Here is a 22,533-nt window from a genome sequence, read left to right on the forward strand (position 1 = left end):
TCGCCTACGAGCTTGCTCATGCGGGTGTAGTTCATTGGTAGAACGACAGCTTCCCAAGCTGTAGAGGCGGGTTCGATTCCCGTCACCCGCTCCACGCGAAGGCCCCAGCCGGTTGGCTGGGGCCTTCGTCGTATCCGGGCCGAGTCAGCCGATTGCTCTCTCGAGCAAGCGCGCACCGGGCGCAACACTGGACGACGTGCCAACCGGCCTGCCGCTCATCCTCGTGGAGGTACGCCTCGCTGACTTCGGTGCGCCCAGACGTCTCACGGATCTGGTCAGTCATGCTGCGGCACAACTCGCTTTAAAAAAATGACTACATCTGTCTGGCAGCCTGGCAGGAGTTGCCAGACAACCTACGACCTCATCAGTCGACCGGCAGGCCCCACGGCCGCCGGTCCAGCTCCACCCAGCCACCGCCCTGCGCCAGCGCCGCCCGCACCCCGGCGACGTGGTCGGCGAACGACGCGAGGTCGCCGTGCAGCAGCTCGGCGCGTTCCACGTCCAGCGGGTGCGTGTCGTCGTGCCACAGGTCGACCGGGAACGAGGCGACGAAAGCCATCGACTGGAGGAGTTGCAGCAGGGCGGTGGACGGGGTCGGGGTCTCGGCGAGGTAATCGGTGCGGATGGACTCGCACACCGCCAGCAGTGAGCGCACCTGGCGGATGGCGTCGGCCGGTGTGCCGTCCCACGACGGGTCCGGCCACACCTTGTCGCTCAGCTCCAGCCAGAGCCGCCAGCCCGTGGCCAGTTCGGCATCGTCTGCGGGACGCCACTTACCCATGCATCCACTGTGCATGCATGAGGAACAAGAGTCTCGTGACGATGACGCACGCCACGACAACCATCGGGTGACATACGCGTCTTGTAACGCATGACGCGTACGAGGCAAGGGCTCACCGTGCTGCTGAGTCTCGCGGTCGGGCTCGGGTTGGGCGTGGTTCTCACGTTGCTCGCCGTGCCGGCGCTTCGGTACGAGCTCACCGAGAGCGCCAACCTGCTCACGCGCCTGCTGGCCTACGGGTTCCTGCTCGTGCCCGTTGCCCTCTTCACCGTGCTGAAGAGCTCCATGCCCGTGACTCACACGACCGGGCTCGTCGCGGGTGCCACGGTGGTGCTCGCGACCAGCGCGCAGGCCTACACCGGTACGCCGATGCCCTACGTGTGGCTCGCGGCGGCGACCCTGTTCGGGTGCGCCGCCGCGAGGATCATGCGGAACGAGCGGGTTGTTACGCCTTCACCTTCTCCTGCTCTGGCTCATCGGAGTTGAGCGAGTCGAGCAGGACGTCGCGTTCGGTCGAGGGCTCCTTCTTCAGGAAGCCGATGGCCAGGTAGAGGACCAGCGACAGCATCAACGGCCACGACACGAGCACGCCCTTGGTGACCCAGGCGGCCTTGTTCATCTGCTCGACGTAGAGGAACGCCCACATGCCGAGGCCGCCCACGACCGAGGCGATGGCCGCCGTGGAGCCGATCTTGCGGAACCACGGGAGCAGGCCGAGCATCAACGGGATCGCGATCGGGCCCATCGTCGCCGCGACCAGGTCGACCACGACCTTGAGGACGAAGCCCTGGCCGCCGGAGGCGATGGCGATGATCATGCTGATGCCGATGAACGCGAACGTCGTCACGCGGGCCAGCAGGAGCTGGTTGTCCGCGGAGAACGACTTCACCTTCTTCCACAGGTGGGGCAGCATGTCGCGGTTGATCACGGCGGCGATGACGTTGGCGTCGGACGAGACCATCGCCATGGTGTGCGAGAAGAAGCCGGCCAGTACCAGGCCGATCATGCCCGCGGGCAGCATCTCCTTGCCCATCTCGATGTAGGCGTTCTCCGCCTGGGCGCCTTCGAGGCCGGGCACGATCAGTGGCGCCGCCCACATCGGGAAGAACAGCACGAGCGGCCAGACCAGCCACAGCGCGGACGACAGCAGGGCGGAGCGCTTGGCCGCGAAGCCGGACGGCGCGGCCATGTAGCGCTGCGCCAGGTTCCACATGCCGCCGTTGTACTCGAGCGTCTTGATCAGGAAGAGCGCCATCAGGAACGTCGAGGTGTACGGACCGGCGAGCGGGTCGCTGTGGCTCTCCGGCAGCTTGTCCCAGATCGTCGCGGGGAAGCCCCAGCCGAGGCGGCCGGCGACGGCGAAGAACATCGCGAAGCCCGCCGCCGCCTGGATGACGAACTGGCCGAAGTCGGTGAGCGCGTCGGCCCAGAGGCCGCCGAGCACCGAGTACACCATCGTGACCAGGCCGATGATGATGATTCCCCACGTGATCGGGACGCCCGCGAAGCCGCGGAGCAGGATCGACACGGCCGCCCACTTCGCGGCGATGTCGACGACCTTGAGCAGCGCCCCCGCGTAGGCCATGACCTGCTGGGTGGGCAGGTTGTAGCGCTTGGCCAGGTATTCGAGCGGTGAGGCGACGTTGTGCTTGGAGCGCAACCTGTTCCACCGCGGCGCGAAGAGGAACGCGCCGATGCCGACACCGATGCCGATGGTCAGCGACCACCACACGTAGACCGTCAGGCCGAGCCGGTAGGCCTCGGACGCGAACGCGACGAACATGACCGCGCTGTAACCCGACATGTGGTGGGAGATGCCCGACAACCACCACGGCATCTTGCCGCCCGCGGTGAAGAAGTCGGCGATGTTCTGGACCCGCCCGCGTGACCAGAGCCCGATCGCGACCATCACGAAGAAGTAGCCGACGACGACTACCCAGTCGAGGGTGCCCATGTGACCTCCTGCGGCGTGTGCACACACGTGTGCCCGCGAGAGCACCAGGCCTCGGGCGGCGGAACCTGGCACATCCGCACGGGATATGTGACGTAGGTCTTACGAGACTGTTGCGGTGGGGCGGAAGACCTACGCCAGTCTTGAATCACGTTTGTGACCCTTGTTCATCTACTTGAACAGCCAGAGCGGCGTCACGCGTCCGAGGGAACGACGTCACTCGTCTGGAAGCACGAACGGAGGTGCTGATGCTCCCGCCAGGCCGGCCTGCTCCCGGCGTCGCGCTGATCGACCCCGTACCGCTGTACCGCGAGGGCCTGTGGTCGCTGGTCAGGCGCACCCCCGGCCTGCGCTGGCTGGGCTCGACGGGTGACCTGCACTCCGCCGTGCGCATGCACGCGCGGCTGCGGCCCGACCTCCTGCTGGTCGACTCCCTGCTCGACCCGGCAGGCCACCTCGCCCGGCTGCTCGTCGACCGCGACCCGGCGCTGATGATCATCGGGCTCGTCCGCGACGCCCACGCGCACGGCAACTACATGACCACCGCGATGGACGCGGGCGTCCGCAGCGTCGTCTCCCGCAGCGCCCAGCCGGGCGAGATCCTGCGGGTGATCGCCGAGACCTGTCGTTCCCGCGGGTTCGTGCACCCCGACCTGCGGGCCAAGGAACGCCCCACGCTGACCCGGCGCGAGTACGAGGTGCTCACACTGATCGCGGAAGGGCTGGAGAACCAACGGGTCGCGGACGAGCTCGTCGTGTCCGTGGAGACCGTGCGGACCCACGTGAAGGGCATCCTGCGCAAGCTCAGCGCTCGCGACCGGACGCACGCCGTGTCGCTGGCTTACCGGTCAGGACTGCTGCTCGGCGGCCCATCCGCGCTCGAGTAAGCCGAAGACCTCGTCGGCCGCCCGCTCGCGGTCGGCGCGGTCGAAGATCACGTCCCTGGCCTCCAGCGCGAACCTGGCCAGCGCCGCGCACCGAACGTCGTCCTCCGGTGCGCCGACCTCCTCCGCGATGGCCTGCGCCAGCGCGGTCTGGTGCCGCGTCCACATCCGGTGCCCGTAGTCGCGCAACGCCGGCGTCTCGATCACCAGCCGCTGGAAGACCTCGAACTGCGGGTGGTCGGCGTGCCCCCGCGCCGCCGCGACGAAGTGGTCGCGCAACGCCATCGGGATCGACCTGCCCTCCCGGTTGCGCACCACCTCGACCAGCGCGGCCTCCTGCGCCTGGTCCTCGTCGAAGACCAGCGCCTCCTTGCTGGGGAAGTGCTTGAACAACGTCGTCACCGACACGTCCGCCGTGTCGGCGACCTCCTTCACGCCCACCTCGTCGAACCCGCGCTCCAGGAACAGCCTGGTCGCCGCGTCGGCGATCGACTGACGCGTCTGCAGCTTCTTCCGCTCCCGGCGGCCGAGCTCGGTCACCACCCGACCATACCTCATGAGTTGAGCAGGTTCAAAAGTGTAGCGGTTGCACTTTTCAAGTCGGTACGCTTTCATGGAGCCATGACCACACCGCACATCGCCATCGCAGGGGCCGGAATCGGTGGCCTCACCTGCGCCCGCGTCCTCCAGCTGCACGGGTTCGAGAACGTCACCGTCTTCGAGCGCGAGAGCTCGCCGGACGCCCGCCAGCAGGGCGGCACCATCGACCTGCACGCCGGCAGCGGCCAGGAGGCCGTCCGCGCCGCCGGTCTCCACGACGAGTGGCGCGCGCTCGCCCGCGTCGAGGGCCAGGAGCAGCGCAGGGTCGACCACGCCACGGCGGAGCTGGTCGAGCACGAACCGGCGGAGGGCGACTTCCGCCCCGAGATCGACCGCGGCCAGCTCCGCGGCCTCCTGCTCGGCTCGCTGCGGCCGGGCACGGTCGCGTGGGGACTCGGCGTCGCCTCCGCCGCGCCGGGCGAGGTCACCTTCCTCGACGGCTCGAAGAAGGAGTTCGACCTGGTCATCGGCGCGGACGGCGCGTGGTCGCGGGTGCGCCCCGCGGTGTCGGACGCCGTGCCGCTGTACACCGGCGTGATGTTCGTCGAGACCCGGCACGACGGCGCCGAGCGCCTGCTCGACATCACCGGCCAGGGCACGATGATGGCCGAGCACGAGGGACTGATGCTGTGCGCCCAGCGCAACAGCGCCGACCACATACGCGCGTACGCGTGCCTGCGCGCGAGCGAGGAGTGGAGGCCTTCCACCACCGACCTGCTCGACCTCTTCGCGGACTGGCACCCCGACCTGACGGCGTTCCTCCTCGGCGAGCCGACCCACCGGCCGCTGTACTCGCTGCCCGTGCCGCACACGTGGGAGCACACGCCCGGCGTGACGCTGCTCGGCGATGCCGCACACCTCCAGCCGCCGCTGGGCGTCGGGGCGAACCTGGCGATGCAGGACGCGGCGGATCTGGCGCTCGCGATCGTCGAACACGGCGTCCGAGACGGTGTCCGGGCGTACGAATCGGTCATGCTGCCCCGCGCAGCCGACCTGGCCGCGCGCACGAACCCCGCGTTGCTCGAAATGGTGCCCGAGCGCCCGGTACGGGTCTGACCGGCGCTCATGCCCGATTCAGGTCACTCGGAGGACTGTCTGGTTCGCCACCAGTGGGTGGACGGCCTTGCCGGGGTTACTGTCGAGTAATACCCTGTTGTTACCGGTCAGTAGGCGATCCGCCCCGACCCTGAGGAGTGAGCTGACGAGATGGGCCACTACAAGAGCAACGTCCGGGATCTCGAGTTCAACCTGTTCGAGGTCTTCAACGTGCAGGACCACCTCGGCAAGGGGCCGTTCGAGCAGTCCGACGAGGACACCGCGCGCGGCGTTCTGGCCGAGATGAAGACGCTGGCGGAGGGTCCCCTCGCGGACTCGTTCGCCGACGCCGACCGCAACCCGCCGAAGTACGACCCGGCGACGTTCTCGGCGACCCTGCCGGAGTCGCTGAAGAAGTCGTACAAGGCCGTGTGGGACGGCGAGTGGTATCGCATGTTCCTGCCGGAGGAGCTCGGCGGCTTCGGCACGCCGCCCTCGGTCGCGTGGGCCGCGTCCGAGCTGATCCTCGGCGCGAACCCCCCGATCTACATGTACCTCGCGGGCCCGAGCTTCGCGACGGTCGTCTACAACAACGGCACCGAGCGCGACCAGCACTGGGCGCAGCTGATGATCGACCGCGGCTGGGGCGCCACGATGGTGCTGACCGAGCCGGACGCGGGTTCGGACGTCGGTGCCGGCCGCACCAAGGCCATCAAGCAGGACGACGGCTCCTGGCACATCGAGGGCGTGAAGCGCTTCATCACCTCGGCCGACCAGGACATCACCGAGAACATCATGCACATGGTGCTCGCGCGTCCCGAGGGCGAAGGCGTCGAGGTTAGGCCGGGCACCAAGGGCCTGTCGCTGTTCCTCGTGCCGAAGTTCCACTTCGACCCGCAGACCGGTGAGCTGGGCGAGCGCAACGGCGCCTTCGTCACCAACGTCGAGCACAAGATGGGCATCAAGGCGTCCACCACGTGCGAGCTGACGTTCGGCCAGCACGGCACGCCCGCCAAGGGCTGGCTGCTGGGCGAGGTGCACGACGGCATCGCGCAGATGTTCGACGTCATCGAGTACGCCCGCATGATGGTCGGCACCAAGGCCATCGCGACGCTGTCGACCGGCTACCTGAACGCGCTGTCCTACGCCAAGGAGCGCGTCCAGTCCGCCGACCTCACGCGCATGACGGACAAGACCGCCCCGCGCGTCACCATCACCAACCACCCGGACGTCCGCCGCAGCCTGATGCTGCAGAAGGCGTACGCCGAGGGCCTGCGCGCCGTGTACCTGTACACCGCGACGTTCCAGGACAAGGTGATGCTCGGCGGCGACGACGCCAAGCTCGCGGCCAAGGTCAACGACCTGCTGCTGCCGATCGTCAAGGGCGTCGGCTCGGAGCGCGCGTACGAGCAGCTGGCGCAGTCGCTGCAGACGCTGGGCGGCTCGGGCTTCCTGCAGGAGTACCCGATCGAGCAGTACATCCGCGACTCGAAGATCGACTCCCTGTACGAGGGCACGACGGCCATCCAGTCGCTGGACTTCTTCTTCCGCAAGATCATCCGCGACAAGGGCCAGGCGCTCGGCTTCATCAACGGCGAGATCCAGTCGTTCCTCGACAACGAGGGCGGCAACGGCCGGCTGAAGGAGGAGCGCGCGCTGCTCAAGCAGGGTCTCGAGGACCTGCAGGGCATGCTCGGCTCGCTGGTCGGCTTCCTGACCACCTCGCAGGAGGACGTCCGCAACCTCTACAAGGTGGGCCAGAACTCGGTTCGCCTGCTGATGACCGCGGGTGACGTGCTCGTCGGCTGGCTGCTGCTGCGTCAGGCCGAGGTCGCGCTGCAGAAGCTCGGCGGCACGGTGTCGGCCAAGGACAAGGCGTTCTACGAGGGCAAGGTCGCCGTGGCGTCGTTCTTCGCGAAGAACGTGCTGCCGGAGCTCACCGCCCGCCGCAAGATCGCGGAGTCCACGGACGACTCGCTGATGGACATCGACGAGAGCGTTTTCTAAGCGCCTCGACGAAGACGGCCCCCGCACCTCCTGCCCGAGGTGTGGGGGCCGTCTTCGTCGCCGGAGAAGCAGCACGACGGGGTCACGCTCTGAGGTTCACTCCTTCAGAGCCCGCGCGGCCACGAAGCAGTAGACGCCGAACGCCGCGATGCCGATCGCGACCGCGCTGAGCAGGAACATGCCGTAGGGCTGGGCCACCAGCGTGTGCAGCGCCTTGTCCATGCCGCCGGCCTGCTCCGGGTCGGCGTTGATCGCGGCCAGTCCGACGAGGACGCCGATCACGCCGTACGCGACGCCCTTGCCGATCCAGCCGATCCGGCCGACGGGCTCGACCCACGACGGCACACGGCTCATGTCGAGGTCCTTCTCGAAGGACTTCTTGAAGCCCTTGTAGGCGATCACGCCCGCGATGGCGATCACGCCGATCGCGACGGCACCGACGATCCACTGGCCGCCGGGCCAGCCGAGCACCTGCGCGGTCAGCTCCTGGTTCTGGTCCGTCTGACTGCCGCTGCTGCCGCTGGTGGCGTACTTGAAGGCACCGAACGCGATACCGCCGGCGGTGATGGCGCGCGCGGCGGAACCGATGCGCTTCGAGATGCGTTTGCGCTGCTTGCCGATGTAGGTGTAGCCCACGAAGGCCAGGATCAGCTGCCAGATCGCGAAGAAGACCAGGCCGATCGCCACGGTCCACAGGAGCCAGGCGCCGCCGTCCGCGAGCTCGGTCAGCGCGCCCTTCGAATCCGTCCGCTTGGCGTCTCCACCGAACGCGACCTGGAGCGCCAGCCACGCGATGAGAACGTGGACCGCCCCGTACACAACCATCCCCACCCGCCCCAGCGTCTGGACGACGGGGTGTCTTCGCGCCTGATGCGCAACAGTGGCCACGAACGGGTGACTACCCGCTCATGGCCACTGTGAATCCCGAGTTTCGGCTCAGCCGCCGGGCGGCGGCTCGCAGATGATCTTGAACTGCGGGTCGTACCTGACCGTCCGCGACTCGCTGCGGGACTGACCGCTGCGGCGGTCCTTGATCGTCCGGGTGTCCGTCACCGAGAAGCCGGGGGCGCCGTTGCTCGGCGCGCAGCCGGCCTTGCTGACCTTCTTCTCCTGCGGCTGCGTGGGGTTGAACTCACCGCTGGTCGAGCCGGTGACGTCGTAGTTCTTGGTGCCCCAGAGCCGGATGGTGATCGTCGAGCCGGTCCAGATCGTCTGGATCGCGACGCCCGTGTCGTCCGGGTTCGTGAACGCGATGTCGATCAGGCTGTTGCCCGCGCCGTCCATGAACACGGTGGCCTCGCGGCCCTTCGGGTACCGCGTGATCCAGTAGCTGTGCTCCTTGTGGCCCGCGTCCTTCATGCCCGCGTAGTACGAGGCGTTGTAGAGCGTGGTCGCGAACTGCGAGATGCCGCCACCGACCGCCATGCCGGGGATGCCGTTCTCGATGATGCCCGCCTCGACGTAGCCCTGCGGGGTGCCGCGGGGGCCGGTGTACTTGTTGAGGCTGAAGGTCTCCTTGGGCTTCACGATCGCGCCGTTGACCTTCTCGGCCACGACCCGGATGTTGACGCCGGAGGCAGCGGCGAAGCCACCGGTCTGGAACTCGCCGATGACCTCCTTGATGCCCATCTTGTTCGCCTGCTCGGTCGTGACCTTGGCAGGCGTGTGCTTGTACTCGAACTTGACCTCGCGCGCGTCGGACTTCTTCAGCGTGTCCAGGTACGGCTGGAGGTTCTTGTCCCAGTCGAGGTCGAGGCCGTCCACCGACTCCTTGACGGTCGGCTTGCCGCCCTCGAAGACGATCTCGGCGTCCTTGCCCTGCTTGACCGTGTCCTTGAGCTGCGGAGCGGCCACCTCGACGAGCTTGTCCTTGTTGACCGCGACGTTCAGCGCGCCACCGTCACCAGGCGCGAACGCCAGCGTGGCGCCGATCTGCTCGGGGTTGAGGTCCGCGTCCTTGCCCTCGCCCTTGATCTTGACCGGGCCGGACACCGCCGTCTTGACGACGTCGTTGAGCGCCTTCTCGACGCCCTCCTTGGTGGTCTTGACCGGGGTGAAGTCCATCGGAACGTCGACGGGGCTGCCGGAGGCCCAGTTCGAGATGACCGCGCCCGCGGCCTCCTCGGCCTTGAGCTTCTGGCCGTCGTGCGGGTCAACGGCGACGGGCTTCGCGCCCTCGAACTTGATGCTGCCCTCGATCGGCTCGTGGTCGAGCTTCGGGCGCAGGGCCTCGAGCGCGCCGGAGACCTTCGCGTCGTCGGCCTTCGTCGCGACGCCGACCTCGTGGCTCGTGAAGAACGACGTGACGCGCGTGATCGGGCTGAGCGGCTGGCTGCCGGCGCGGTTGATCGTGCTGTCCCAGTCGAGCTCCAGACCCGCCGCCTGCGGGTCGAGCTCGGCCGTGACGTCGCCGGCCTTGAGCGCGACCGGCTTGCTCAGGCGCGGGCCGATCTCGTCGCGGAGCTTCTTCTCGGCGTCTTCGTGGCTCATGCCGCCGACGTCGACGCCCGCCACGGTCACGCCGCGCGGGACGTTGCCGCTCGAGACGAGGATGTCGAGGCCCCAGAGCAGGCCGAACGCGCCGACCACGGCCGCGGCCACGATCAGCGCCTTCTTCCTCGAGTTCTTCGGCCCCGCCTCGTCCTCGCCCGGCTCGATCATCACGGGTCCGTAGACGCCGGAGTCCTCCGGCCGGGGCGCGGGCGGCGTCACCGGCCGCATGTACTCGGTGGCGTCCTCGCCGGCCGGGAAGCCGACACCGGGCACGGCCGCGGAGACGGTCGGCTCGTTGGTGTCCGGTTCCTCGGACGGCCACGCCGCAGTCGAGGCGTCCACCTGGACCGGGTTGATCTTGGCAGTCTGCTCGGAGGCCGTGCCACCAGGACCGACCGGCGGCATCGCTCTCGTCTTGTCAGCGTCGTACGGCACAGCTCTCCCCGTTGCCCTGTCTCTCCTGAGGCGGCGTATGTGGTGTAGCTATCAGGCGCAGATCACGAACCGGCGGCTCATAGGTACAGCCCAGTACCGTGCTCGGTGAGCTCCGTCGCAACCGCGTGCAGATCGCGCTCCCTCATCACGAGGTAGGTGGTGCCCTGCACCTCGACCTCGAGCTGGTCCTCCGGGTTGAACATCACCCGGTCGCCGACCTTCACGTGGCGCACGCTGGTACCGACTCCGAACACATCGCCCCACGCCAACCGCTTCGCCATCTGGGCCGTAGCGGGGATCACGATGCCACCGCTGGACCGCCGCTCGCCGTCCTCCGGCGAGATGCGCACCATGACGCGGTCGTACAGCATCTGGATCTCGAGCTTGACATCAGGCACCAGCAGAGTCTACGTGCCCTGCTGATGACCTTCGTCCATGCCGCCCATGAGCAACGGCAGGCGGGTAGGTGCATCGGCAACCACTCGAACGGGGACTCCCCAGTCCTGCCTGGTCAGGCGGCAGACCGGGTGTTCGTCGGCAGGATCGTCACTGCAACTGGCGGCCTGCGCTACGACGTGCAGAACCCCGTTCGTGACGGAATCGTTGATCCGCAACGCCCGTACCAGTTCGGTGGTGACGCCCGCGCCCTCCAGGATCAGCTCCGGCGGGGAGCTGGTGATCTCCAAACGCGTTGAGGGGCCGTACCTTTCGTCCAGTTTCGTCCCGGTCGGCGGCGTGAACACGACGGCGAGCTCGACCTGCCCCGGCGCGATGTCGGTGGACGGCCGCTTCACCTGGTGGGCCTCACCGTCGATCTTGGTGGCGGCGGCGGAGAAGCGTTCGAGCCGGTGGGCGGCGGACGCGACCACGACGAGCTCGTTGTCGACGACCAGCGCGTCGGACGGCTCGGCGACGTCCGTGGCGATGGTGCTCAACGTGTTCGTCTCGGGGTCGTAGCGGCGGACGGCGTTGTTGTAGGTGTCGCTGATGACGACGGAGTGGTCGTCGAGGACAGTGACGCCCAACGGGTGCTGCAGAAGCGCGCTCTCCGCGTCGCCGTCCTTGTGCCCGAACGCGAACAGGCCCTTGCCGATGACCGTGGTGACCTCGCCGTTCTCCAGGAACCGCAACGCGCTGGTCTCGGAGTCGACCATCCAGAGCCGGTCGCCGTCGGCAGCGAGTCCGGACGTCTGGGCGAAGAACGCCTCCGCGGCCGGTCCGTCGTTGATGCCCTCGACGGTTGTGCCGGCGAGGCGGCGGACGGTGTTGTCCGCGGGGTCGTAGAAGCCCAGCGTGTGGTTGCCGGCCATGGCGATGGCGACGCCGCCGTTCCACCAGGCGACGTCCCACGGGCTGGTGAGGTCGATCTTGTCGGCCGGCCCGTCGGTCTCGCCGTCGCGCCACTGCTCACCGGTGCCGGCCAGCGTCGTGACCTCGCCCGTGTCCAGGTCGAGGCCGCGCAGGAGGTGGTTGACCGTGTCGGCGACGACGACGTTGTTGGTGCCGGGGACGAGCGTGAGGCCCGCAGGCTCGGAGAAGGACGGGTTCAGGCCGTCCTGCCTGCCGCGCTCGCCGGTGCCGATGCGCCGGACGACGGTCTCGCCGTCCGCCTCGAGCTCGACGATGCTGTGGTGCGCCGAGTCGCTGACCAGGATCGTGCCGCTCGGGGTGACGATCGCCTTGGCGGGGAAGCGCAGCGTGGTGCTCGCCGGTTCCGGTGCCCGGTACGGCCCGGAGCCGCGGTGCAGCGTGCCTTTCTCGTCGTGCTCGGCGACCAGCTCCCCGATGATCGTCCTGAGCGCCTCGACATGGCCCTCACCAGCGGCAACGTGCACGACGTAGCCCTCGGGGTCGACCAGCACGAGCGTCGGCCACGCCTTGACGGCGTAGTTCTGCCAGGTCGTGAGCTCCGGGTCGTCGAGAACGGGGTGGTGCACCTCGTAGCGCTCGACGGCGGCCTTCAGCGCGTCCGGGTCGGCCTCGTGCACGAACTTCGGCGAGTGCACGCCGATCGTGACGAGGACGTCCTCGAACTCCTTCTCGAGGGGACGCAGCTCGTCGAGGACGTGCAGGCAGTTGATGCAGCAGAAGGTCCAGAAGTCGAGCAGCACGATCTTGCCGCGCAGCTCCTTGAGGGCGACCGTGCTGCCGCCGGTGTTCAGCCAGCCGCGTCCTACCAGCTCAGGGGCACGGACGCGGGCACGGCGCTTGGCAGTCGTCACGGTCGTATCCAACACTGTGGACGGTTGTGCTGTTCCGGCGTCCATCATGTGGACTACTGGCGTTCCAGGCAGAACACGTACGAGTCGCGCACGCTCAACGTGCGGCGGATCTCGTTGCCGTCCTTCATGGTCAGCTCGTACTTCTCGACCGTGTAGTTGTGCGTGTGCCCCGCCACGGCGGCGCAGACAGCCGTGTCGACGGTCCCGGCATTCCGCGCGAGCACCACGAAAGAGCCGTGGCCGCAGCTGCCCGCGACCATCGCCGGACTGGTGTCCGTGCCGCTGTTGCGCAGGCAGTTGCCCACGAGGATGCCGTCGAGCGGGTTCGCCGACACCGTGGTGCTCGGCGTTTGCGTGACCGTCGACGAGGTCGGTGCGGGCGCGTTGCTCGCGTCGGACCCCTTCATCGCGACCACCAGCACGAGGCAGAGCGCTACCGCGAACCCCAGGACTCCGGCGACGTACCAACGCGCCGAGGTCGGCTCATCGCTCACGCCCCACTATCGGCGTGGCCGCGACCGCGTTACCCGGCGGCAGCTTGAGACCGGGTTTGTCGCCGTCGTCGAACACCGGCATGGCGGTGATCTGCGCCTCCGACAGGTCGACCTCCGCGCCCAGGAACCGGGCGCCGCGGAACGACACCTCGCCGGAGGCGAAGTCCGCTCCCTTGAACTGCACGCGGCCCTTGCGGAACTCCGAGTCGTCGAACGTCACGCGCGCACCGGTGAACGTCGCGCCGCCGAACCACACCTCGCCGCCGTCGACCACCATGCCGTCGAACGAGATCCACCCGCGGTGAAACCGCGCCAGGCTCAGGAAGAACGTGCCCGACGTGATGTGGATGCCCGCGAAGTCCGCCGACCGCAGCACCGCGCGGACCAGGTCGAAGTCGTGACCGCGCCAGCTGACCCGCGCGCCGTCGCGCAGGTGCTGGGAGATCAGGCTGGTGATCGTCAGGCGGACCTCGGACTCGGCGTCGTGGAACCACTCGGAGTCCAGGTCCGGCTCGTACGGGATGCGCAGGTAGGAGCAGAGCACGTCGATGCACACCTGGCGTTGCTCCGGCCACTCGTCGGCGAGCGCGGCCAGGGCGTAGATGCCGGCGAGCCGGACGGTCGGCGACTCGTTGCCGATCTGGTTGCAGGCGGCGCCGAAGCGGTCGGTCAGCAGTTTCACGCGTTCGCGGGTCTCGGCGGACTCGCTGATGCGCTGCTTGCGGTAGGCCACCACCAGTGCGACGACACCGCCGACTCCGGCCACCACGGTCAGGGCGACCTTGATGATGTCGAGCCGGGACGTTGCGGCGGAAGGAAAACCCAGTGCGATCCAGAGGAGTCCTGCGGCCAGCGCAAAGACCGTTAGGCCGATCAGCACCACAAGTCCTATGTGCCTTTTGATTGACCAGAGCAGGCCCGAATCCACATGATGGAACGTAACCGCCCGCCTGAACTTTTGCGCCATGTTTGGCGTAGAGGACGCCGGGAGGTGCGTTGTGGTGGAGTACCTGGTGATCGGTGCGGGTCCGGCCGGCCTGCAGATGGGGCGTTTTCTCCAACTGGCGGGGCGCGAGTACGTGGTTCTCGAGGAAGGACCGGAACCGGCCGGGTTCTTCCGGAGGTTCCCGCGGCACCGCGTGCTCTCCACGGACGACAACTCGCTGTTCGACGGTCCGCCGTTCTCCCGCTACAGCAAGCGGTCCTTCCCCGACGCCGACGACCTGGTGCGGTACCTGGAGGACTTCGCGCGGCCGTTGAACATCCGCTACAACACCCCGGTCACCGACCTGGGCCGGTACGACGCGCGGCACGTGATCATCGCGACGGGCCTCAAGCCCCACCTGCCGAACATCCCCGGCATCGAGCACGCCGCGACGTACGCGAGCGCCGGCACCGACCCGACCGAGTACGCGGGCAAGCGCGTGCTGATCATCGGACGCGGGCGCAGCGCGTTCGAGACGGCCGACAACATCTCCGCGACCGCTCGGGTGACGCACACCGTCGGGCGGTCGGTGCAGCGGATCGTCAGCGACGGCAACGAGCTCGTCGCGTCGATCGACGGCACCGGCGAGCTGCGCTACGACAAGGTCATCGCCTGCACCGGTTTCCGCAGGAACGACGAGCTCGACCACCCGGCGGCGCACGTGATCGGCGGCGACTCGATCAAGGCGATCCGGCACGCCGCCAGGGCGTTGCACAGGACGATGGAGGCGGAACACCACGGCGTCCCGTGGCCGCACCGCCGGCTGCGCAACAGGCCGGACGCGCTGGCCGCCACGATCGCGACGCGGGCGGGTGAGATCCCGGACGGACTGGCTGACGTCGTTGTGCCGCAAGGACAGCACGCTCTGCTGTACGACGAGATGCCCACGACCGAACGCAACGGGTTCGTCGTCACGAGCACGCAGGTGCGGCACTACCGGCGCAACGAGCTGATCGCCGTCGAACGCCGGTTGCACCGCAAGCCGCTGGAGAGGTTCTTCTCGCAGCAGCTCGCGGTGCCGTGCATCGCCTAAGCGGGAAGGGTGCGGCCGAGGAACAACGTGGTGATGTCCCACGCCCGGTCCGCGGCGGCCTGGTCGTACCAGGGCCCGAGGTGGTTGAGGAACGCGTGACCGGCGGGCTCCAGGTGGATCTCGGCGTTCTCGCGCCCGTCCACCGCGTCGACGACCTTGCCGTACTCGGTGATGTACTCGTCCTCGGTGCCGAAGTGGAAGAGGATCGGGCAGGACACCTGGTCCAGCGTGCCGATCTGGTCCGGCACGCCCGAGCCGTAGAACGCGACGGCGGTGTCGGGGTCAGAGGCGACGGCCGCCGCGTAGGCCAGGGTGCCGCCGAGGCAGAAGCCGAGCACGCCGACCCCGCCGGTGACCTCGGGCAATCCGCGCAGGTACCGCACCGACGCGACGACGTCCTGCACGGCCAGCGGGAAGTCGAGGTTGCCCACGACCTCCATCGACCGCTGGATGCCCGCCTGGTCGTGCTCGCCGACCCAGCCGGGCTGGAAGCGGTGGAAGAGCTCGGGGACGGCCACGACGTAGCCGAGGGCGGCGAGCTTCTCGGCGATGCCCTGCAGGTAGCCGTCCAGGCCGAAGATCTCCTGGACGAGGACGATGCCGGGGCCGGATCCGGACTCGGGGAGCCAGAGCGGCAACGGCATGTCGTTCACGCGATGGGTCATGGGTCGATCCTGCCCGAGGACCGGTGTCACCCGCCGACGACCTCGACGGACGTGCCCGTCAGCCGTTCGGCCTCCGCCCACAGCCTGGCCGCCACCGCCTCGTCCTTCGCCGCCGGCGGCATCGACACCGGCCGGGTGGGACCGACGAGCGCCCACCGCGGCCCGTAGTACCCGCCGGCGACGGCGTCGGGATCCGCCACCGCGTACAGCAGCGGTTCGGTGCCCTGTTCGACTCCCTGCGAGGGCAGAACGCGATACCCGATCGACTCGAAGACGCCTGGTGTGCCGCCGTTCAGGTGCGGGCCCGCGTTCATCAGGTTGGTGCGGGTGTAGCCGGGGTGCGCGGCGTTCGCCAGCAACGGCCAGCCCTGGCCGGCGGCGAGAGCTGCCAGGTGCCGCGTCATCAGCAGGTTGGCCAGCTTCGTGCGGGAGTAGGTCAGCGTCGGGCTGTACCGGCGGCGGTTCTGGAGGTCGTCGAAGTCGATCCGGCCCCGGAAAGCGGCGCCGCTGCTCATGGTCACCACGCGGGGGGCCGGTGCGGACAGCAGCAACGGCAGCAGGCGCACGGTCAGGGCGAACGGGCCCAGGAAGTTGCTGGCCAGCTGCAGTTCGAAGCCGTCGACGGTCTCGGTGCGCGCGGGCACGTTCATCACACCCGCGTTGTTCACCAGCGCGTCCAGCGGCGTGCCTTCGGCGAGCAGCTCCTCGGCGAACACGGTCACCGAGGACTGGGCCGCCAGGTCGAGCCTGCGCACCTCGACGGACGCGCCGGGGTGCGCGGCGAGGATCTCCGCCTTCGCCTGCTCGCCCTTGGCCTCGGTGCGCACCGCGAGGACGACCTCGGCACCGGCACCCGCCAGGCGCTTGGCCGCCTCCTTGCCGGTGCCGCTGTTCGCGCCGGTGACGACGATGCGCTTGCCGCGCTGGTCAGGGACCTCGTACATCGCAACCCCTCATCACGTGTCGTGTGCGGCCAACATAACGGACCGTCGGTATCTTAGTAAAGTACCGCCGGTCTGTAACATGCCCGACATGGGTTTCCAGCGGGCGCGCACCGACGAGCAGCGCAACGAGCGGCGGCGGCAGATCCTCGGCGCCGCGGCCGCGATGCTCACCGAGATGCCGGTGGCCGAGCTGACCCTCACCGCGCTGAGCCGGCGGGTCTGCCTGGCCAAGGCCAACGTGCTGCGCTACTTCGAGTCGCGCGAGGCGGTGCTGCTGGAGCTGCTGGAGGCGGAGATCGCCGAGTGGATCGACGCGATCGAGGGCGAGGAGGTGACCGGTTCCGTCCGGGAGCGGGTGGACCGGCTGGCCGACCTCGTCGCCACCTCGCTCACGGCCAGGCCGGTGCTGTGCGAGCTCATCAGCACGCAGACCACCGTGCTGGAGCGCAACATCTCCACCGAGACGGCCGTGCGGCACAAGCGCGTCGCCAGGGCGCACTTCGAGGCGTCGATCCGGTTCGCCGCGCAGCAGCTGCCCGAACTCGGGGATGAGGGCGCGGGCGTGCTGATGGAGACCCTGCTGCTGATGATGATCGCCGCCTGGCCGAGCAGCCGGCCACCGCAGGCGGTCCTCGACGCCTACGCGGCCGATCCTGCGCTGGCGATCACGCGCGTCGACTTCACCGACGTCGTGCGCCGCACCGTCGAGGTGACCGCGTCCGGTCTGCTGGCGCGAGCGGAAGACGTTCCCGCGCACGGGACTCCTGGCCGATAATCAGCCGATGATCAGGCTGATCGCGACCGACCTCGACGGCACCCTGCTGCAGCCGGGCGGTGTCCTCAGCGACCGCACCCGCGCCACGCTCGACGCCGTCGGCGCGGACGTCGTGGTCGTCACGGCGCGGCCACCGCGGTTCGTGCAGGACCTGGCGCTGACCGGCACCGCGATCTGCTCCAACGGCGCGATGATCTACGACCTCACGGCGAAGGAGGTCACCCACGCCCGGACGCTGCCGCTCGACGTCGTGCGCAAGGTCTGCGAGGCGTTGGCGGAGGTGATCCCGAACGTCGGCATGGCCGTCGAGACCGGGGTGGAGGTGTTGTGCGAGCCCGCTTTCCGGGGTTTCGGGCCGGGCAACCCGCACCGGACGCTGGAGCTGCTCGACCACGTCCTCGACGAGGCGCACCAAGTCGTGCAGATGCTCGCGTGGGCGCCGGACGCCGAGGCCGACCACATGATGGAGGTCGCGAGCGAGGCCGTCGGGCAGCACGTCACGGTCACGCACTCCGGCGGCATGGGGCTCCTGGAGATCAGCCCGCCGGGCATCTCGAAGGCCGTGACGCTCGAGTCCCTGTGCCAGGCAAGGGGAATCGCCAAGGAGGAGGTCATCGCGTTCGGCGACATGCCGAACGACCTGTCGGTGCTCGGGTGGGCCGGCACGGCGTACGCGATGGGCAACGCTCACCCGCTCGTGAAGCAGGCCTGCAGCAACCACGCGCCGCCCAACACCGAGGACGGCGTCGCGCAGGTCCTCGAACGGCTCTTCCGCCTTTAGCGGCGCGGCACCGAGGTGGGTCCCGCCACCTCGGCACCCAGCGCCATCACCCGCTGCCGCAACGCGCGGTCGGCGGTCACCACGGTCACCGCCCGGTCCGCGCCCTCGGCCCGCACGACTTCGACGATCGCGTCGTCACCCTCGCCGGGCGCGGAGACGACACGGACGTCGTCGATGGAGGAAACGTTGCGCGCCTTGCCTTCCACGACGAGCACGACCTCCTCGTCACGGCCGCGCAACGCGTCGCGGAGGCGTTCGGCCGCTGCCGCCCTGTCGCGCCACCACCCGTCGGGCACCGATCCCACGACGTTGGCAGCATCGACCACGAGCAACGGCTTCACGCCTCCCAGCCTGCCTCAGCCCCGGCGGGCCCGCAGCGCGTCGAGGGAGTCGGGACCCTCGTCGGCGGAGGCGGACAGCGTCACGGCCGGCGCCGGAACGTCGGCCCAGCGCAGCACCGCGGCCGTCGCGGCAGCTCGTTCCTCCTCCGGCAGCCGCGCGATGTTGGAGCCGTGATTGCCACCCGGCACCACGAACGACAACGAGTCGCGCGTGCCCCGCCCGAGGCGGAACGGTTCCGCGCTCCACGGGTCGTTCTGCCCGTACACGAACAGCAGCCGCGACCCCTGGTAGCGCACCCAGCGGTCCACGTCGGCCATCGCGTGGCGGTCGAAGCGCGGGAACCTGATCGAGTCCGGCACCATCGTGCGCGGGACGCTGGAACCGGGGTAGCGCAACAGGTCCCGCACCGCCGACTCGTCGGCCGCCGGCCAGCCGAGCTGCGTGCCCGCCTGGTAGTAGTACGTGTCGTAGGGCGCCACGCCGGCGTCGGTGTAGAAGTCCCAGCCGACGGTCTGGTCGATGAAAGTCCAGAGCGCGTCCACCGAAGCGCCGTCACCGGGCACGAGAGCGCACTGCTCCTGGGTGCCGTACTGCCAGAACGTGAACGGCGTGTCCAGCACCAGGACTTCGAGCGCCCGGTGTGCGCCGCGGAACTGGTCGTACGTGTACCCCTTGGCTTCCAGCCGCTGCACGATCGCGTCGCGGTTCTGCAGGAGCTGCCGTTGCACACCTTCGAGGCGACGGTTGCACGTCGGGTCGTTGCCGACCTTGCGGATGAACTCGCCGTAGACGTCGTGGTCGTTCACCACGTCGTTCGGCGCGACGTACGCGATGGTGGCGTCAACGTCGCGCGGGAAGAACCTGCGGTGGTAGACCGACGTCATGCCGCCCTTGCTGGCACCCGTGGAGAGCCAGCGCGCGCCGTAGATCTTCTTGAACGCGGTGACGATCCGGTGGTGGTCGTTGGCCGCCTGCCAGATGGTCATGTCGTCCCAGTCGGCGGGCGACGGGCGCGACGGCGTGAAGAACCGCTGCTCCACGCTGATCTGGTTGCCGTCGACGAGCCGCGCGGGCTCGGACGCGCTGGGACCGGAGAGCTGGTAGCCGGAGGTGTGCAGCACCATCGGCTTGGACTCCGCCTTGTGCAGCAGCGAAAGCCGCTGCTCGAACTGGGCGCCGCGCGGCTTGCGGTGGTCCGCGGGCTGCCGGATGCCGAGGACGAACGTCCGGGCGGTGCCGGACGTCCCCTCGCTGATGATCCGCACACCGGGGAGGGCGGCGATGCGGTCCTTGATGTCCGGTGCCGCGGACACGACCGCGGCGGTGGCCATGACCTGCGCCGATGCCAGGCCGAACGCCAGCAGGGAGCGTACGAGTCTGTTCACCCGCCCACGCTATTGAGCCCGCACGCCCCGCCGGACCGGCCGTTCGTCGGGCTTTATTCACGGCTGGCGTAGTAGGACGCGGCCATGTCCTCGTCGCCGTGGCCCTTCGTGACGGCGCGGTTGAGCCGGGCGGCCGCGGCCTGCGCCACGTCGAGCTGCACGCTGCCGCGCACCGCGGCCTCGTTCACCAGAAGGGCGTCCTTCAGAGCGTTCTGCACGGTGAAGGCGGGCTCGAACGACCGCTCGATGATCGCGTTGCCCTTCATCTGCAGGTACGGCGTGTCCATCGCACCGCCGGACACGGCTTCGAGGAACAGCTTCGGGTCGATGCCGGACGCCTCCGCGAGCGACACGGCCTCGCCGACCGCCGCGGTCAGCGCGAGCACCCAGCTGTTCGCGACGAGCTTCAGCTTGGACGACGCACCGGCTTCGCCGACCCACATCGTGCGGGCGCCGATCACGTCGAACACCGGCTGCACCCGCTCGCGCAGGTCGTCCGCCCCCGAGGCGAGCACGACGAGCTTGCCCTCCGCCGCGGGCTTCGTGCTGCCGAGCACCGGGGCGTCGACGAACTCCAGCCCGAGCGACCGGGCGAGCGCGATGTGGTCCTCGGTGGCCCCGATGCCGACCGTGGACGCCTGGATCCACACGGCGTCGTGCGGCATCGACTCCGCGGCGGACTGGATGGCGGCCGTGACCGACGCTCCGTCGTTGAGCACCGTCAGGACGACGTCGACGGCCTCGACGGCGGCGGCCGGGGAGTCGGCGACCGTGGCGCCCTTCTCGGCGAGCGGCTCGGCTTTGGCGCGCGTGCGGTTCCAGACCCGGACGTCGTGTCCGGCGGCGACGAGGTTGGCTGCGATCGGGGCACCCATGAGGCCGGTGCCGAGCACGGCGATCTTCATGGTCCCCAGCAAACAAGAAACCTCGCGGTGCTGCCAGGTCGGGGGTCCGACAGCACCGCGAGGTCAAATGTGACATCGGCGGACCGACGTGCACTGTTACAACGCCATCCTACTGTGTCCTGGATCACGTTTGACAGAGCAAGGCCCCTGGAGCGCGGGAGGTGCTCCAGGGGCCCTGTGTTGGGGAGGCACTCGGACGGGGCGCCGTGCGAGTGCCGGGTCGTGAAGTCAGCGCAGGGTGGTGACCTGAGCCTGGGCGATGGCCATCAGCTCGTGACGCATGGACGGGGTGGTCGCCATGTCGATCGCGCGAGCCACGGCCTTCCGGTTGCGCGCCTCGGCACGACGGGCGCGGAGCTTCGCTGCGAAGTTCATCTCGGTCTGCACTTCCCTCTCGGAGGTCTGTTCGGTTGGTAACCCAAGTATGCACCTTCGCGCGCACGAAAGCACGCGATTATCCGGTGAGGTGGGGCACATGCCGATGAATCATCGGCTGACAACGTGAACGTCCGGACAACCCAGGGGGACGGTCGTCAGTCTTCGCGACCGAGCAGGAACCTCCCGAAGTGCGGCACCGTGAAGGCGATCTGACCCCGTTCCGCGCTGTAGACCAGGCCTTTCTTGATGAGCGAGTCCCGAGCGGGCGACAGCGACGAGGGCTTGCGACCCAGGTGGTCGGCGACCTGGGCGGTGTTGACGCCCGCATCCTTTCCGTCGGTCAACTCGGCCATCGACCGGAGATACTCGCGTTCAGCGGGCGTCGCACGCTCGTATCGGGAGCCGAAGAAGCCCACGGCGAGCTCGGCGTCGGCCTCGGGGGCGGCCACCGAGACGTCCATCGCGCTGATCGGGTCGACCGGCGCGGCGTCCCAGGCGGCCTTGCCGTAGGCCTGGATGAAGTACGGGTAGCCGCCGGACGCGTCGAACAGCGCGTCCAACGCCTCGTCGGTGATGCCGGCGTCCTCGCGTTCGACGGGGGCGAGCACGGCCCGGTCGGCGTCCTCGCGGCTGAGCCGGTCGATGCGGACGTAGCGGAAGAGGCGTTCCGAGTACGACTTGCTGGCGCTGAGCACCGCGGGGAGATGGGGCAGGCCCGCGCCGACGACCACGAGGGGCGCGCCGAGCTGCGACAGCTCGTGGCACGCCGCGCACAACGCACTGATGTCGTCGGGCCTGAGGTCCTGCATCTCGTCGATGAGCAGTGCGACCCCGGTGCCGACGTCCTGCGCGAGCTCGGCGACGTCGGTGAACAGCTCGACCAGGTCGATCTCGATGTCCCCTGAGTCGGCCCTGCCGCTCGCCGCCGGCACGTCGATGCCGGGTTGCCAGCGGTCGCGGAGCTTGGCCCCGTCCGGCGCGGCCCGCAGCGCGAACGCCTTGAGGATGCCGAGGATCGCCTCGACCCGGTCCGGCGCGCGGTGACGGACGGCGATGTCCCTGATCGCGCGGTGCAGCGCGGCGGACAGCGGCCTGCGCAGGTCGGCGTCCGGCCTGGCCTCGACCTTGCCCGCGCCCCAGCCGCGCTTGACGGCCATCGACCGCAGCTCGCCGAGCAACACCGTCTTGCCGACGCCCCGCAGTCCGGTCAGCACGAGACTGCGCTCGGGACGGCCGCGCGCCACGCGTTCGAGCACCACCTCGAACGCTCCGACTTCCTTGTCCCGGCCGGCGAGCTCAGGAGGCCGCTGGCCTGCACCGGGGGCGAACGGGTTGCGCACCGGGTCCATGGCTCGCACCGTATCGGCGTTTCTAGGGACCGTTCTAGAGACGCGCAGACGAACCTCGAAGTGGCTCCGGATGTCAGCGTATTCAGCTT

The 22,533-nt window shown here is 69.1% G+C and carries 23 protein-coding genes, 1 tRNA gene and 1 pseudogene; 8 read left to right on the forward strand and 17 right to left on the reverse strand.

The genetic code is table 11. The features are described 5' to 3' along the window. Positions 1-20 precede the first annotated feature (20 nt). Positions 21-94, forward strand: a tRNA-Gly gene (locus ACFWV3_RS26340). 270 nt (positions 95-364) lie between these two features. Here the strand turns inward: ACFWV3_RS26340 and ACFWV3_RS26345 are convergent. After that, positions 365-781, reverse strand: a complete 417-nt coding sequence (locus ACFWV3_RS26345; protein WP_382414689.1) for a hypothetical protein — start codon at positions 779-781, stop codon at positions 365-367. Between the two features lie 90 nt (positions 782-871). On the opposite strand from ACFWV3_RS26345, the gene ACFWV3_RS26350 reads away from it, so the two are divergent. Further along, the gene (locus tag ACFWV3_RS26350) at positions 872-1,267 is read left to right on the forward strand and encodes a hypothetical protein (RefSeq protein ID WP_382414691.1); all 396 of its coding nucleotides are present in this window, start codon (positions 872-874) and stop codon (positions 1,265-1,267) included. Here ACFWV3_RS26350 and ACFWV3_RS26355 read toward each other — a convergent pair. Then, positions 1,227-2,735 (reverse strand): sodium:solute symporter family protein, encoded by a 1,509-nt coding sequence (locus tag ACFWV3_RS26355; protein WP_382414693.1) that lies wholly within the window; start codon positions 2,733-2,735, stop codon positions 1,227-1,229. The two genes, ACFWV3_RS26350 and ACFWV3_RS26355, sit on opposite strands and share 41 nt — an antisense overlap. Positions 2,736-2,980: 245 nt before the next feature. Between ACFWV3_RS26355 and ACFWV3_RS26360 the strand changes: the two genes are divergently transcribed. Continuing rightward, positions 2,981-3,619, forward strand: a complete 639-nt coding sequence (locus tag ACFWV3_RS26360; RefSeq protein WP_382414694.1) for a response regulator transcription factor — start codon at positions 2,981-2,983, stop codon at positions 3,617-3,619. Here the strand turns inward: ACFWV3_RS26360 and ACFWV3_RS26365 are convergent. Next, complete coding sequence (locus tag ACFWV3_RS26365; RefSeq protein WP_382414696.1) at positions 3,581-4,156, reverse strand: TetR/AcrR family transcriptional regulator; 576 nt, start codon at positions 4,154-4,156, stop codon at positions 3,581-3,583. The genes ACFWV3_RS26360 and ACFWV3_RS26365 overlap by 39 nt on opposite strands. A gap of 81 nt (positions 4,157-4,237) precedes the next feature. Here ACFWV3_RS26365 and ACFWV3_RS26370 point away from each other — a divergent pair, with 81 nt between their 5' ends. Then, entirely contained in the window at positions 4,238-5,272 is a 1,035-nt protein-coding gene (locus ACFWV3_RS26370; protein ID WP_382414698.1) for an FAD-dependent oxidoreductase, read from the forward strand. Positions 5,273-5,422: 150 nt separating this feature from the next. After that, positions 5,423-7,258 carry an acyl-CoA dehydrogenase gene (locus ACFWV3_RS26375; protein ID WP_382414700.1) on the forward strand — a complete coding sequence of 612 codons (1,836 nt, stop codon included), beginning with the start codon at positions 5,423-5,425 and terminating at the stop codon, positions 7,256-7,258. Between the two features lie 96 nt (positions 7,259-7,354). Here the strand turns inward: ACFWV3_RS26375 and ACFWV3_RS26380 are convergent, their stop codons facing one another. The 6 genes from ACFWV3_RS26380 to ACFWV3_RS26405 form a co-directional block, all read right to left on the reverse strand. After that, the gene (locus tag ACFWV3_RS26380) at positions 7,355-8,083 is read right to left on the reverse strand and encodes a DUF1206 domain-containing protein (RefSeq protein ID WP_382415051.1); all 729 of its coding nucleotides are present in this window, start codon (positions 8,081-8,083) and stop codon (positions 7,355-7,357) included. 111 nt (positions 8,084-8,194) lie between these two features. Further along, positions 8,195-9,979, reverse strand: coding sequence for a VanW family protein (locus tag ACFWV3_RS26385; protein ID WP_382415053.1), 1,785 nt, complete (start codon positions 9,977-9,979; stop codon positions 8,195-8,197). Between the two features lie 284 nt (positions 9,980-10,263). Further along, entirely contained in the window at positions 10,264-10,557 is a 294-nt protein-coding gene (locus ACFWV3_RS26390; protein WP_089919073.1) for a co-chaperone GroES, read from the reverse strand. Between the two features lie 36 nt (positions 10,558-10,593). Beyond that, positions 10,594-12,453 (reverse strand): NHL domain-containing thioredoxin family protein, encoded by a 1,860-nt coding sequence (locus ACFWV3_RS26395; RefSeq protein WP_382415056.1) that lies wholly within the window; start codon positions 12,451-12,453, stop codon positions 10,594-10,596. 8 nt (positions 12,454-12,461) lie between these two features. Further along, positions 12,462-12,902, reverse strand: coding sequence for a hypothetical protein (locus tag ACFWV3_RS26400; protein ID WP_382414702.1), 441 nt, complete (start codon positions 12,900-12,902; stop codon positions 12,462-12,464). Next, the gene (locus ACFWV3_RS26405; protein WP_382414704.1) at positions 12,892-13,782 is read right to left on the reverse strand and encodes a pentapeptide repeat-containing protein; all 891 of its coding nucleotides are present in this window, start codon (positions 13,780-13,782) and stop codon (positions 12,892-12,894) included. The genes ACFWV3_RS26400 and ACFWV3_RS26405 overlap by 11 nt, the downstream gene beginning before the upstream one ends. A 121-nt stretch (positions 13,783-13,903) precedes the next feature. Between ACFWV3_RS26405 and ACFWV3_RS26410 the strand changes: the two genes are divergently transcribed. Further along, complete coding sequence (locus ACFWV3_RS26410; RefSeq protein ID WP_382414706.1) at positions 13,904-14,920, forward strand: NAD(P)-binding domain-containing protein; 1,017 nt, start codon at positions 13,904-13,906, stop codon at positions 14,918-14,920. On the opposite strand, the gene ACFWV3_RS26415 is transcribed toward ACFWV3_RS26410, so the two are convergent. Continuing rightward, positions 14,917-15,585, reverse strand: coding sequence for a dienelactone hydrolase family protein (locus ACFWV3_RS26415; protein ID WP_382414708.1), 669 nt, complete (start codon positions 15,583-15,585; stop codon positions 14,917-14,919). The genes ACFWV3_RS26410 and ACFWV3_RS26415 overlap by 4 nt on opposite strands. Before the next feature lie 26 nt (positions 15,586-15,611). Next, positions 15,612-16,529, reverse strand: coding sequence for an SDR family oxidoreductase (locus tag ACFWV3_RS26420; RefSeq protein WP_382414710.1), 918 nt, complete (start codon positions 16,527-16,529; stop codon positions 15,612-15,614). Between the two features lie 88 nt (positions 16,530-16,617). Here ACFWV3_RS26420 and ACFWV3_RS26425 point away from each other — a divergent pair, with 88 nt between their 5' ends. Together ACFWV3_RS26425 and ACFWV3_RS26430 are read left to right on the forward strand one after the other, a co-directional pair. After that, positions 16,618-17,304, forward strand: coding sequence for a TetR/AcrR family transcriptional regulator (locus ACFWV3_RS26425; protein ID WP_382414712.1), 687 nt, complete (start codon positions 16,618-16,620; stop codon positions 17,302-17,304). Between the two features lie 7 nt (positions 17,305-17,311). After that, positions 17,312-18,085, forward strand: a complete 774-nt coding sequence (locus ACFWV3_RS26430; RefSeq protein ID WP_382414714.1) for an HAD family hydrolase — start codon at positions 17,312-17,314, stop codon at positions 18,083-18,085. On the opposite strand, the gene ACFWV3_RS26435 is transcribed toward ACFWV3_RS26430, so the two are convergent. From ACFWV3_RS26435 to ACFWV3_RS26460, 6 genes and pseudogenes are all read right to left on the reverse strand, one after another. Then, positions 18,082-18,426 carry an NTP pyrophosphohydrolase gene (locus tag ACFWV3_RS26435; protein WP_382414716.1) on the reverse strand — a complete coding sequence of 115 codons (345 nt, stop codon included), beginning with the start codon at positions 18,424-18,426 and terminating at the stop codon, positions 18,082-18,084. The genes ACFWV3_RS26430 and ACFWV3_RS26435 overlap by 4 nt on opposite strands. Positions 18,427-18,441: 15 nt before the next feature. Next, entirely contained in the window at positions 18,442-19,812 is a 1,371-nt protein-coding gene (locus ACFWV3_RS26440; protein WP_382414718.1) for a S28 family serine protease, read from the reverse strand. Positions 19,813-19,865: 53 nt separating this feature from the next. Further along, entirely contained in the window at positions 19,866-20,255 is a 390-nt protein-coding gene (locus ACFWV3_RS26445; RefSeq protein ID WP_382415058.1) for an NAD-binding protein, read from the reverse strand. After that, a pseudogene (locus tag ACFWV3_RS26450) lies at positions 20,256-20,738 on the reverse strand (NAD(P)-dependent oxidoreductase); the annotation flags it as partial. It lies immediately after the preceding gene. A gap of 207 nt (positions 20,739-20,945) precedes the next feature. Next, complete coding sequence (locus ACFWV3_RS26455) at positions 20,946-21,092, reverse strand: hypothetical protein (RefSeq protein WP_169746017.1); 147 nt, start codon at positions 21,090-21,092, stop codon at positions 20,946-20,948. 158 nt (positions 21,093-21,250) lie between these two features. After that, the gene (locus ACFWV3_RS26460; RefSeq protein ID WP_382414720.1) at positions 21,251-22,444 is read right to left on the reverse strand and encodes an AAA family ATPase; all 1,194 of its coding nucleotides are present in this window, start codon (positions 22,442-22,444) and stop codon (positions 21,251-21,253) included. Positions 22,445-22,533 lie beyond the last annotated feature (89 nt).

The organism is Lentzea sp. NPDC059081 (assembly GCF_042738015.1).
Classification (GTDB): domain Bacteria; phylum Actinomycetota; class Actinomycetes; order Mycobacteriales; family Pseudonocardiaceae; genus Lentzea.